Origin of the sequence: Sphingobacterium micropteri (genome assembly GCF_014692515.1) — a bacterium.
Lineage (GTDB): Bacteria > Bacteroidota > Bacteroidia > Sphingobacteriales > Sphingobacteriaceae > Sphingobacterium > Sphingobacterium micropteri.
Genome location: NZ_JACOIK010000015.1, coordinates 49,588 through 62,349, shown reverse-complemented (window position 1 = coordinate 62,349; position 12,762 = coordinate 49,588). Strand labels below are relative to the sequence as shown.

General features: G+C 41.5%; 7 protein-coding genes and 2 tRNA genes. 4 read left to right on the top strand and 5 right to left on the bottom strand.

From position 1 onward, the window contains the following. Positions 1 to 37 precede the first annotated feature (37 nt). From H8B06_RS18260 to H8B06_RS18250, 3 genes are all read right to left on the bottom strand, one after another. On the bottom strand, positions 38 to 1,417 hold the full coding sequence (locus H8B06_RS18260; protein ID WP_190995643.1) for an MBL fold metallo-hydrolase: 1,380 nt from the start codon (positions 1,415 to 1,417) through the stop codon (positions 38 to 40). A gap of 662 nt (positions 1,418 to 2,079) precedes the next feature. Next, positions 2,080 to 2,153: transfer RNA gene (locus H8B06_RS18255), tRNA-Asn, on the bottom strand. A 144-nt stretch (positions 2,154 to 2,297) separates the two neighbouring features. Beyond that, positions 2,298 to 2,371: transfer RNA gene (locus tag H8B06_RS18250), tRNA-Asn, on the bottom strand. Positions 2,372 to 2,669: 298 nt separating this feature from the next. Between H8B06_RS18250 and H8B06_RS18245 the strand changes: the two genes are divergently transcribed. From H8B06_RS18245 to H8B06_RS18235, 3 genes are read left to right on the top strand one after another with little or no spacing between them, the layout of a single operon-like run. Beyond that, entirely contained in the window at positions 2,670 to 3,359 is a 690-nt protein-coding gene (locus H8B06_RS18245; protein WP_190995642.1) for an arylesterase, read from the top strand. An 8-nt stretch (positions 3,360 to 3,367) separates the two neighbouring features. After that, positions 3,368 to 4,036, top strand: coding sequence for an ABC transporter ATP-binding protein (locus tag H8B06_RS18240; RefSeq protein ID WP_190995641.1), 669 nt, complete (start codon positions 3,368 to 3,370; stop codon positions 4,034 to 4,036). Then, positions 4,033 to 6,564: an ABC transporter permease gene (locus tag H8B06_RS18235; RefSeq protein ID WP_190995640.1), complete on the top strand. Its 2,532-nt coding sequence runs from the start codon at positions 4,033 to 4,035 to the stop codon at positions 6,562 to 6,564. The genes H8B06_RS18240 and H8B06_RS18235 overlap by 4 nt, the downstream gene beginning before the upstream one ends. Before the next feature lie 32 nt (positions 6,565 to 6,596). Here the strand turns inward: H8B06_RS18235 and mgtE are convergent, their stop codons facing one another. After that, positions 6,597 to 7,976, bottom strand: coding sequence for a magnesium transporter (mgtE, locus tag H8B06_RS18230; RefSeq protein WP_130139541.1), 1,380 nt, complete (start codon positions 7,974 to 7,976; stop codon positions 6,597 to 6,599). Between the two features lie 650 nt (positions 7,977 to 8,626). On the opposite strand from mgtE, the gene H8B06_RS18225 reads away from it, so the two are divergent. Next, on the top strand, positions 8,627 to 11,437 hold the full coding sequence (locus H8B06_RS18225) for a hypothetical protein (RefSeq protein WP_190995639.1): 2,811 nt from the start codon (positions 8,627 to 8,629) through the stop codon (positions 11,435 to 11,437). Between the two features lie 74 nt (positions 11,438 to 11,511). Here H8B06_RS18225 and H8B06_RS18220 read toward each other — a convergent pair whose 3' ends face one another. Continuing rightward, positions 11,512 to 12,702, bottom strand: coding sequence for a phosphoglycerate kinase (locus H8B06_RS18220; protein ID WP_223857768.1), 1,191 nt, complete (start codon positions 12,700 to 12,702; stop codon positions 11,512 to 11,514). Positions 12,703 to 12,762 lie beyond the last annotated feature (60 nt).

Sequence of the window (12,762 nt, the reverse complement as noted above, 5' to 3'; positions counted from 1 at the left end):
ATGTCATCTGCTGTATTCTTTCCGCTTTTTAAGCGTGCTATGGGACTAGCGCTCTCCACTCTTCCATTCCTGCGACGTAGTTTTTCACATTTTTAAATCCGTTCTTGGCCAATATTGATTGGGCAATCGTCGCCCGGTCTCCACTTTGACAATGGACAACAATCTGCTTCTCTTTGTTAAACTTGTCTAGGTTATCGGCCAATGTTCCCACAAAGATATTCTCTGCACCTGCTACATGATAACGCTCATACTCTGTATATCCTCTTACATCGACGATCTGCGCATCCGGATTTCCAACATAAGACTGGAACTCTTGTATGTCAATAATGTCGTCTGTTTCCAATTCCAATCCCAAATCGTCTATATCTGAAATATAACCATACATATTATCTAGGCCGATACGCATCAGTTTACGCGTGAGATCGTCGATTCTATTATCTTCCGTAACCAGTATAAACTGTTCTTGATAATTCAACAACCACCCCGCCCAGGTAGAAAAGGAATTATTCCCCTGTATATTGATACTATTAGGGATAAAACCCTTTGCAAATTCCGTTTTATTCCGAGCATCGATTACGGTTAATCCATTTTTATAAGCATTCAAAAATTGTTCTCTTGTCAATTTTGGATGCTTGGGGACTTCCACCAGCAACGGACGTTCGACCTTGTTCAGATATTTCATCATCGCGAAGTACTTTGGTGGCTCAGGTTGTCCTTCCAACAAGTATTCTACAAAGCCTTCTTCATCATTTTCATATTGGAAAGCCCAGTTACGGATTTTTTCGTACCCGACTGTGGAACTGGGTACCGCGCCCAGGGATTTACCACATGCCGATCCAGCACCATGTCCCGGCCATACCTGTACATAGTCAGGTAATGTGGCAAAATATTGAATAGATTCGTACAGCTGTCTGGCTGCTTTTTCTTGCGTTCCGATTATTCCGGCAGCTTTCTCCAACAAGTCTGGACGTCCTATATCTCCAACGAAAACGAAATCGCCCGTAAATATCATTACGGGCTTGTCGGTTGCCAGGTGGTCAGTCAACAGAAAACTGATACTTTCTGGCGTATGCCCGGGCGTATAAAGAATGTTTAACGTTAGGTTCCCAACCTGGACCTTATCGCCATGCTTTAGTCCAATATGCGGAAATTGATACTGCCAGTCTTCACCACCTTCGTCAGACAGATATAATTCCGCCCCAGTTACGGCAATCAATTCCCGCGAACCGCAAAGGTAATCCGCATGAATGTGTGTTTCCGCAACATGAGTGATCTTCATATTGTTTTTCTTTGCAATTTCCAGGTAAACGTCGATGTCTCTTTGGGCATCGATAACAATCGCTTCACCTTTGACTTGACAGCCAATAAAATAGCTGCCTTGAGCTAAACTTTTATCGTATACATGTTGAAAAAACATAGACTTCCTTTATTTAACGAAGATAAATGAACGGGGCAACGCCCGGCGCCGCAAGTCGGTTGCCCCATATACAAATTTACATTTTTCCATTAATTAATCCGTCAAATATAGGAAAGGAGGTTTCTGAAGAGGGGGGCTATTTGGGTCAACTTTTCGGCCAACTCCGGATAGTTGTGACGCGATTAGCCCCCTTGAGCTGATTTTTACGTAAAAAACAGGGTTTAAAGGCTTATAAGCGCCTATTTTTTAGTGAGTGTTCACTAACCAAAGTGACGTACTTTTGAGCCAAAAGACATTACCTTTACGTCAAAGGCAATTACTTTTCGACCATTTGTATGTCAAGATGAAGCAAAGAGATGTACGTTTGAAACAGAAGTAATTACTTTTTAGCCATTTGTATGTCAAGATGGGGCAAAGAGATGTACGTTTGGAACAGAAGTAATTACCTTTCAACCATTTGTATGTCAAGATGGGGCAAAGAGATGTACGTTTGGAACAGAAGTAATTACCTTTCAACCATTTGTATGTCAAGATGGGGCAAAGAGATGTACGTTTGGAACAGAAGTAATTACCTTTCAACCATTTGTATGCCAAGATGCGGCATTTGCTATGACAAAAAAGAAAAAGCTGCTTTTCTTATCGAAAAACAGCTTTTTGATGAGCTCCTGAAGCTGGGCTCGAACCAGCGACCCTCTGATTAACAGTCAGATGCTCTAACCTGCTGAGCTATTCAGGAATTTTTGTACTTTAAACCGCTTTTAATGCGATTTTCTAAAGTGACACAAAGATACAGCTTCGTTTTATATATCCAAAAAAAAATAAAAAAAAGATATATCCGAACACGGTTATAAAAAAAGCCACGGATATTCTCCGTGGCTTGCTCCTGAAGCTGGGCTCGAACCAGCGACCCTCTGATTAACAGTCAGATGCTCTAACCTGCTGAGCTATTCAGGAATTTATTTTTGTTTCTGTCAAGCAATTCACAAATCATTGCTCCTGATTGACGGGTGCAATATTAAACAATATTTTTAAATCCACAAACTCGTTTTGCTACATATTTAAAGTAAAAACACAAACGATTTGTAAGTCAATAATTTAAAATTTAGGACTTAAAAAAGCTTCAAGTTTCTGTTGGTCGCACAACCATTAAGATGACGAGTAAACCGGAACATTAACTATAAAATATTGTTTCTTTTATAATAATTTCCTATTTTAACTCCTTATGTTACGGGGACGAAGAAAAATTAGTGTTATGATTCATATTTTAAGACGTTATTCCCATTTATTTTTTGGCATGCTGTTGTTGTCCTGTAACAATGGAACATCACATACTGGTGAAAACAAAAACGACCAAAAAAAAGAGCAAGAAACCTCCGCAGAACAAAAAACCATTCGCAACATTCTTTTTTTCGGGAATAGCCTAACAGCGGGCTATGGTTTAGATGATCCGCAGGAAGCATTCCCCGCACTAATACAAGCAAAGATTGATTCCTTAGGCCTGCCCTACCGTTGCATAAACGCTGGATTAAGCGGAGAAACAAGCGCCGGAGGAAAAGAACGTATAGATTGGCTATTACAGCAACCGGTTGATATATTTGTATTGGAACTCGGTGCCAATGATGGACTGCGAGGAGTATCCACAGCATCCACCTACGAAAATCTAAGCGATATTGTAGAGAAAGTACGGAAAGCAAACCCTGCGTGTAAATTAGTACTTGCAGGAATGAAAGTCCCTCCTAGCATGGGGCAGGAATACTTTAATGAATTCGAAACCCTGTTTCCCCGATTGGCCAAACAATATGATATGGTTCTAGTGCCTTTTCTATTAGATAATGTAGCGGGTATAGGAGACTTAAATCAAGCAGATGCAGTGCACCCGACCGCCGAAGGACAAAAAATCCTGGCACATAATGTATGGGCTGTTCTAGAACCTTTACTCTAAAAACAACTATGGCATCCACTATTTTACAATTGAACCAAGTTTCTAAAAATTACAATCTTGGCAATACCGTCATCCCTATTTTAAAAAATATCAGCTTTACGATCAATACCGGCGATACCGGATCTATAGTTGGGCCTTCAGGTAGTGGCAAAACAACCTTGCTGGGTTTATGTGCAGGATTGGATCAGAGCAGTGAGGGAACAATTATCTTGAATGGGATCAAACTTAACGGGCTTACGGAAGATCAATTAGCACAAGTACGCAATGAACATGTCGGATTCGTGTTCCAGAACTTTCAGTTACTTCCTACGCTCACTGCACTCGAAAATGTAATGGTTCCGATGGAATTGCGCGGCATGCGAAATAGGAAAGATAAGGCGATAACTTTATTAGATCGAGTGGGTTTATCAACGAGAGCCGACCATTATCCATCGCAGCTATCTGGTGGAGAACAGCAACGGGTATCTTTAGCCCGTGCATTTGCCAACAGCCCCAAGATACTATTTGCGGATGAACCGACCGGAAACCTAGATGCAGAAACGAGTAAGATAGTGGAAGAGATGCTCTTCGAACTTAACCGCGAATCAGGCACGACATTAGTCGTTGTTACGCACGATATGGAACTTGCGGCAAAAACACAGCGCATTATCCCTATTAAAGGAGGAACGATAGCATGAATTGGCGTTGGATCTTCCTGATGGCATGGCGGGATAGCCGAAAGAACCGATCCAGGCTACTGCTTTTCATTTCGTCCATTGTATTTGGTATCGCTGCACTGGTCGCGATGAAATCCTTTAATGAAAATTTAAAACGAGATATAGATACACAGGCCGCGCTGCTTATCGGCGCCGATCTAGATTTACGGAGCACACGAAAACCGGATAGCTCCACATTAGCTTTCATTGATTCTATCAAGAACTTAAGCGAACAAATGGCAATCGAAGAGCGGTTTATGTCGATGATCCGTTTTCCAAAAGCTGATGGTTCGCGTTTAGTGCAAGTCCGTGCTTTAACAGGTGACTTCCCATTCTATGGAAACCTGGAAACCCTCCCAAACGATGCTTATAAAAGGTTCGGACAGGAGCCGGAAGTTCTTGTTGAGAAGACACTCCTGATACAATATGATGCGGAGGTAGGCGATTCGGTTCAATTGGGAACAAATAATTTTACGATCAGTGGAGAACTCATCGCACAACCTGGACAAACAGCCATGCGTGGCGCCATGGCACCCACGGTATTTGTTCCTTTGGCACACCTTGAAAATAGTGGGTTGCAACAAACCGGCAGCCGGATCGAGTACCATTACTATTTCAAATTCCCCTCCCAATTCCGGACGGACGATTTTGTAGAAAAACAGAAAGAACGCTTCACACAGCTACAACTGCGCAGTGCCACCGTATCGACTACAAAAGAAAATACAGGTCGTTCCTTTTCCGATATGGCTCATTTCATGGAGCTTGTCGGTTTCGTAGCGTTGCTGTTAGGTTGTATCGGTGTGTCGAGTGCCGTCCATATCTATATACGTGAGAAATTGGTTTCAGTAGCTATACTGCGATGTTTGGGCACGCGTTCAAGTCAAGCTTTTTTTATCTTTCTGGTGCAATTTGCAGCTATTGGTCTAATAGGCGGCATATTAGGTGCTACATTGGGAACACTAATCCAGTATGCGATCCCCATTGTTATGCAAGATATTATCCCCGTTGCGCTGAGCAATCGAATATCCTTAAATGCCATAACGGAGGGTATAGGTCTGGGATTGGTAATTTCTATACTTTTTGCCTTGCTACCGCTTATTTCCGTAAGACACATCTCCCCATTGCATTCATTACGGGTCAGCGATGAGCCGCAATCATTATGGACAGACAACCTGAGGTGGTGGATTTATGTATTGATATTAACTTTTATAATTGTATTTACCCGTTTACAGCTGAATGGGTGGGCACAAACATTGTTTTTTATCGTAGGTTTAGGTTTCACATTCGCGCTTCTGTATGGCGTAGCAAAGGGATTCACGTATTTAATTAGGCGATATTTTCCAAAAAAATGGCCATACCTATGGCGGCAGGGACTATCTAATCTGTACCGGCCGAACAATCAGACGATCGTATTATTGATTTCCATTGGATTGGGGACTGCGTTGATTGCCACCTTATTTTTTGTGCAAGATATGCTGTTGCAACGAGTGAAGATAGCATCAGCCGAAAACCAGGCAAACATGGTACTTTTTGATATTCAACCTCCACAACGTGACACCATTAAAAACATGACACGAGAAGCAGGATTACCTATTGTAGAGGATGTCCCTATTGTTACCATGCAGCTCGCCGCCATCAATGGCAAAAGAGCAAATGATTATCTATCGGATTCGACTTCCAATATTTCCGCAAGATCGTTCCGTGGTGAAATCCGAGCAACGTACCGCGACTCGCTCACGTTATCAGAAAAGATCGTGGAGGGCCACTGGACAGGCCGTGTATCCAAGGGCGAAATGGGACAGGTATCGCTGGAAAAAAGCTATGCCGAAAGAATTGGTGTGGAGATTGGCGATAGCCTGTTGTTCAACGTACAAGGAGTCGAAATACCGGCCATAGTAAGTAACTTCCGGGAAGTGGACTGGAACCGTTTTCAATCAAATTTCAGGGTAGTTTTTGCGGAAGGTATAATTGACAATGCTCCAAAGTTTTATCTGATCATGACACACGTTGATGACGAGACGCAATCAGCCACATTCCAACAGGCAATTGTCAATCGCTTTCCCAATGTTTCTGTCATTGACATCAACACCGCTATCGATATTTTGGAGAGCCTATTGGAAAGAATCGCCTTTGTTATCCAATTTATCGGTTCTTTCAGCATTCTGACAGGGCTTGTGGTCTTAATCGCGTCTGTAAGAATCAGTAAATATCAGCGTTTAAAGGAAAATGTCCTGTTGCGGACTTTAGGGGCGAGTCGTAGACAGGTGTTTACTATAACGGCAAGTGAATACCTCATGTTGGGCATACTGGCTTCAATCACCGGTATCGTTATCGCACTTATTGCAAGTAACCTTTTGGGTATATTTATATTTGAAACGACCTTTGTTCCCTCGATCGGCTTTATTTTAGTATTGACAGCGCTTGTTTCCGTACTGACCGTTGGTATAGGTGTAACCAACAGCTTATCGGTACTTAACCGTTCGCCTTTAGAGACATTACGAAAAGAATAGCATGCTTCCGAAGGCACACGGCCGGTTTACAGCTACAGAAGTACGCCCCCCAGTATCAGCGTGGCAATCGTGAAATAGATAATCAAGCCCGTGACATCTACCAATGTCGAGACAAATGGTGCCGAAGAGCTTGCCGGATCTGCACCACAACGGCGTAGAATAAAAGGCAGCATCGAACCGGTCAACGACCCCCACATAACCACCCCGACCAAAGATAAACTGACTACAATACCCACCAAAACCCAATATTCGCCATAGGCATGGGCAAAAGCTTCCCATCCCGCAATACGGGCAAATCCTAAAGCACCTAGTATTAGCCCCAGAAACAATCCTGAAAGTATCTCGCGTTTCATGACACGCCACCAATCCATCAACGTGACCTCTCCCATGGCCATCGCCTGGATAATCAACGTTGATGCTTGGGAACCACTATTTCCACCACTCGACATAATCAGCGGCATCAGTGCCATCAAAAAAACAGCCTTTTCCAACTGTCCTTCAAAATGCTCTATAACGGATGCGGTCAACAATTGCCCTAGGAAAAGCACAATAAGCCAGCCTCCACGCTTTTTTACTAAATGGAAGATAGAGACATCCAAATAAGGCTCATCTAACGCCTCTGTACCCCCGATACGTTGCATATCTTCGGTATATTCTTCGTTAGCTACCCAAAGGATATCGTCTATGGTGACGATACCCAGCATAATATCCTGCTCGTCCACGACCGGAAGAGCGACCCGGTTATTCATCCGGAACACGTTGACGGCTTCCTCCTGTGGGTCGTCAGCATGTAAAGATATTAACCTGCTGTCGATTAGATCTTCGACCTTTGTATCCGGATCTGAAATTAGAATATCCCGAATACGAAGGTCATCCATCAAGCGACCGTCACTATCGATAACATATAGTACGTCAATCGTCTCCGATGCATTTCCATAGCGTCTCACGTGGTCTAATACCCGGGTGATCGTCCAGTGAGGCTTCACGGTAATATAATCGGGCGTCATTAAACGTCCCACACTATCTTCGGGATAACCTAGGAGAGACAATGCTTCTTTCCGTTCGTCCGGAGAAAGCATGATGATAAGATGCTTGACGACGTCACCTTTCAATTCGCTAAAAAAGGACGTACGATCATCGGGAGGCATTTCGTTAATCAGCTCGCGGGCTTTATTTGCTGATAATTTTTTGAATACCCTCTCTTGTGTAGGGAAATCCAAAATACCAAAAACGCGGGCAGCTCGGTTTATATTAAGCGTTTCTATAAATAGGGCGGCATGTTCTGGAAGACTGTCGATTAGTTCTTCAACGTCAGAAATGTTCTGCTCGTTTAGAAAATCTTGCAGTTGGGCGATATCACCGGACTCGATCCAATTTTCCACAAGCTCTATCTGCATTTCTAATTCTTCCATAAGCTCTCCTATTTTATAAATCCTACATTGGTATCAATTATTTTTGTCGCAGCAAAAGTCGCCTTTTTAATTGGAAATAACTAATACTTTTTTTGGGTGGAATATAACCAAAACGAAGCACAATTGTTTGTTACCTTATACGTGCTACTCCAAAAAAATGACAACATGTCACCAACCCAATAGTCATAGATTTATACCGCATCGATCAAATAAACGAACAATAATTATCAAACAAGACCATCCGAGGAAGCAACAGTTGTCATGGGAATAGGAACACCTCCTCCAGATTCGATTATCCCATAAACTCGGTGATGATATTTTTTAATTGTATCTTTTATACCTTACGATAAGGCATATTTCAACGTCGACAAAAACGACGTGTGACAAGAAGGAAATTTAACAATTTTATCCTATCTTGCACAGGAAATATAAAGACTACTCCAAACACGCAAATATGTATTTTTAATATCATTGTCAGTTAATAATTGGATGAAAAACATGCTATATTTCAATATAAAAACACGACACTGTAAATAGTATATCATATTTAATATCAATATAATAAAGAATTTAACGAAACATATAATTCATACAAGCAAACAATAGTTAACTAACAATATTAGCAAATAGATATTATCCAACGAATATAAATGAATAATAAATTATATATCAGCATATTAACATTATTAATATCACTAACAAATTCATATGAACTGAAAAGTCAGATTATTGATGATGATCAAGCACATTCGTCCGTAAAATGGCATCAAATAGACACCGAAAATTTCCGTCTGATTTTCCCTAGTACTTTTGAAAATGCAGCAAAAAAATTAGCCCAACAGCTTCCAAAAATACAAGAGGAAAGCCGTAAGAATTTGAAGATACTCCCTCCTAAAATAACATTAGTTTTACAAGGGAACCATCTTTTGCAAAATGGTTTTGTGCAACTTGCTCCTCGAAAATCTGAAATGTTTCCTATCCCCTCTTCTACTGCTGATAATCAAGAATGGCTTCCGAATCTAGCATTACACGAACTTCGACATGTAGCCCAATTTGACAAATTGACAGGAAAGCTGAAAGCCCCTTTTTTCGAACAACTCGCCTTCGCCCTTTATGGATTGAACTTGCCTGCTTGGTATTTTGAAGGGGATGCGGTACAAGTCGAAACAATTTACAGCGATGGCGGACGAGGCAGATTACCTTCTTGGGAAATGCCGATACGTGCCAATATCCTTTCGGGAAAATCATATGATTTCAATAAATATGTATTAGGTTCTTTTAAGGATAATGTTCCATCTTATTACACGATTGGATTCTTTATGAGTAGCTATTTAACCAATCATCATGGCATCGACAGTCACGAGAAAATACTGGCAGATATGCGCGGAAAATTACTCCGCCCATTTAACTTCCGGCGAGCAGTCAAGCAGGTTTCGAACGAGAAGCCAACCGAAATCTTTGATAACACCATCACGGAATTAACAAAAAAATGGGAACAAGAATCTCCTGTTTCACCCGATACACCGAATATAACGACGAAAGGCACCCGGTATCCTAGTGATTATTTATTACCGCAAATGAATGATAACCAAGAATTGTACATACTCAAATCCTCCCCTACTGCGGTCAATGAAATCAAGCGTCTGGATAGTGTGGGAAATGAAATTAGCATGGTAAAAACCGGTCGACAGATAACACCATACTTTCATCTACGAAACGATGAAATTGTATGGGATGAATATCGCAAACATCCTCGATTTGGTAAACAAACCTACAATATAATCAATGTATATAATATAGAAACCGGACGCACCAAAACGCTTACGAAAGCATCCCGTTATTACTCCCCCGCATTTCACCCAGTTCGTGATGAAATAGTCGTTGTGGAAGTAAATCCCGAAAATATAAGCAAATTGATCGTGCTCGATTCGAAAACGGGCTCTGTACGGGATAGTATTGCCATTCCTGATGGAATACATATACAACAACCAAAATATAATGATTCCGGCGAAAAAATTATAGCTATCGCCGTTGCAGAACAAGGAACAAATTTAGTGGAATTTAACCTCATGACGAAAGCGTATGATTTCCTTCTTCCATGGGGGAATCAGCAATTGGAACGCCCTTTTTATTATCATGATGAAATTATTTTTAAAGGGCACAACAACGGTATTGATAACATTTATTTGTTTAATAGGGTTGCAGGGCAACACAAATTGACAAATGCGGCGTATGGTGGATTTAACCCATCTATCGCCCCTAATGGGCTACTGTTGTATAACGATTATCAACACAACGGGTATAAACTTGCACGGAAAGAGATCACTCCTGCCACGATCGGGCAACTTGCCCCCACCCGTCTCCCCTATGTCTCTCCCACATTGGAAAACATACAAAGAGACAGTTTATCAAACGAACCGGTCTCTCCCATCACTGTTAAAAAATATAACCCTAATGCGCATTTAATTAATTTTCACAGTTTATCCATTAGCGGGTCTAACTTTGAAAGTTTTGATAATTACATTCCGGGTATATTTTGGTTATCAAATGACATATTAAACACCACGCAGGTTAAATTCGGCTATGAGTTTGATCCTGATATATCAAAAAGCCGCTATTCTGCAGAAGTTTCTTATAAGCGTTATTTTCCGACATTCACTGCGCGATATGTGAATAGAGGGATGGTAGGCAATGCTGTATCTGGAAACAACCCCAGCAATATCGTGATGTTTGATTACCGCGACCACCATGCAACCTTTGAAATGTCTATCCCCCTATCCGTATACCGGCGCAATATCGTATACAGTTATGGTGTTAATTTCGGTACATCTTATACAAAACGCTACAATACCAGTCTAGCGCTACAGAACTTCAATGATGTTATTGCTTTTCCATTGAATTATCAGGTATATATGAATAGAAATAGTATGCGAAGCACTATGGATCTAGCACCGCGCTGGGGGCAAAATATCAGCCTTACCTTCCGTCACCTCCCTTTCGAGCCTGATGCCGCCGGTGAAGTATTAGCCTTACGTACAAACTTCTATTTCCCCGGCTTGTGGACCAATCACAGTCTACAGCTACGGTTTGCCGCACAACAGAACAACGGTATTTATCGAGGATCGTATGACATCCCAATGGTTTCAGGATGGGGACATTTCAATTCACCGTTCGTTAACAACACCGCTATGGCAAACTATCGGTTACCCCTTTTTTATCCCGATTGGAGCATAGGCTCTATTGCCTATGTTAAACGCCTCCAAGGCTTGCTATTTTCTGATTTTCAAAATATAGATGAAGACTTGGCTCCAAAAAGTTTTGGAGTGGGGGTATCTGCTGACTTCAATGTATTCCGTTATGTATTACCCGACATCAACGTAGCAGCAAAACTCACCTATATCAATGATAATACAGCTGGTAACAAAATTGTCCCTACGTTTGGGATCAGTTACAGTTATTAAACGAGGAATAACAATATAATACAATAGGGCAGACTAATAAGCCTGCCCTATTTTCATTATAATATATGTTATTGTTAGTCTTCTAAAGCTTTCACGCCCGGTAACACTTTACCTTCCATATACTCCAATAAAGCACCACCGCCTGTACTGACATAGCTGACATGCTCCGTCATACCGAATTTAGATACAGCAGCAGCAGAATCACCGCCACCGATAAGTGAAAATGCGCCGCGCTCTGTAGCTTTTACTACCGCATCAGCTACCGCTTTCGTACCCTTGGCAAACGTATCAAATTCAAAAACACCCATTGGTCCGTTCCACAATAAGGTATTAGAAGCGCTAATCACTTCTGCAAAATGTGCCGAAGATTCCGACCCGATATCCAATCCCTCCCGATCAGCAGGAATTTGATCATTAGGCCCATTGTAGGTATCTGCATCATTTGCAAATTTATCCGCTATTTGGGCATCCGTAGGAAGTACCAAATTCACTCCTTTTTCATCGGCCTTTTTTACAAGCTCATTGGCTAAATCCAATTTATCTAATTCCACTAAGGATTTTCCAATCTCTCCTCCACGGGCTTTGACAAAGGTATAGGCCATTCCACCACCGATGACCAAGTTATCCACTTTATCCAATAGCGCTTCGATCAACTGAATTTTGTCGGAAACTTTTGCGCCTCCCATGATAGCCGTAAAAGGACGCTCCGGCTTATTCAATACTTTCTCTGCATTGTTAATTTCCGCCGCCATCAAATAGCCAGCATATTTGTTGTTAGGGAAAAATTGCGCAATAATGGCGGTAGAGGCATGCGCACGATGTGCTGTACCAAAAGCGTCATTCACATATACGTCACCGAATTTTGCCAGCTTCTCTGCAAAACCAACATCTCCCTTTTCTTCTTCTTTATAAAAACGTAAGTTTTCCAAAAGAAGCACTTCCCCGTCCTTTAGTTCCGCACTTTTCTGAATAGCTTCCTCGCCTATGCAATCATTTGCAAACTTCACATCGACACCTAATACTTTTGATAAATGTCCAACGATATGCTTTAATGAATATTTGTCAGTAGGTCCTTCTTTTGGGCGCCCCAAATGAGACATGAGTATGACAGCACCGCCATCCGCCAAAATCTTTTTGATGGTAGGAGCTGCACCTTGAATACGATTATCATCCGTTATATTAAAATCCTCATCCAAAGGCACATTAAAATCCACGCGAATTAACGCTTTCTTCCCTGAGAAATTTAAATCATCAATAGTTTTCATATATATATTTTTGTTTACGCATTATAGTTCACGGTTTAAACCGCGGGCTAAATATAGAAA

What these genes read in the sequence shown, in the direction of transcription:
- H8B06_RS18220 (WP_223857768.1), bottom strand. Translation starts at nt 12,702, where the DNA reads ATGAAAACTATTGATGATTTAAATTTCTCAGGGAAGAAAGCGTTAATT.
- H8B06_RS18240 (WP_190995641.1), top strand. Translation starts at nt 3,368, where the DNA reads ATGGCATCCACTATTTTACAATTGAACCAAGTTTCTAAAAATTACAAT.
- H8B06_RS18245 (WP_190995642.1), top strand. Translation starts at nt 2,670, where the DNA reads ATGATTCATATTTTAAGACGTTATTCCCATTTATTTTTTGGCATGCTG.
- H8B06_RS18225 (WP_190995639.1), top strand. Translation starts at nt 8,627, where the DNA reads ATGAATAATAAATTATATATCAGCATATTAACATTATTAATATCACTA.
- mgtE (WP_130139541.1), bottom strand. Translation starts at nt 7,976, where the DNA reads ATGGAAGAATTAGAAATGCAGATAGAGCTTGTGGAAAATTGGATCGAG.
- H8B06_RS18235 (WP_190995640.1), top strand. Translation starts at nt 4,033, where the DNA reads ATGAATTGGCGTTGGATCTTCCTGATGGCATGGCGGGATAGCCGAAAG.
- H8B06_RS18260 (WP_190995643.1), bottom strand. Translation starts at nt 1,417, where the DNA reads ATGTTTTTTCAACATGTATACGATAAAAGTTTAGCTCAAGGCAGCTAT.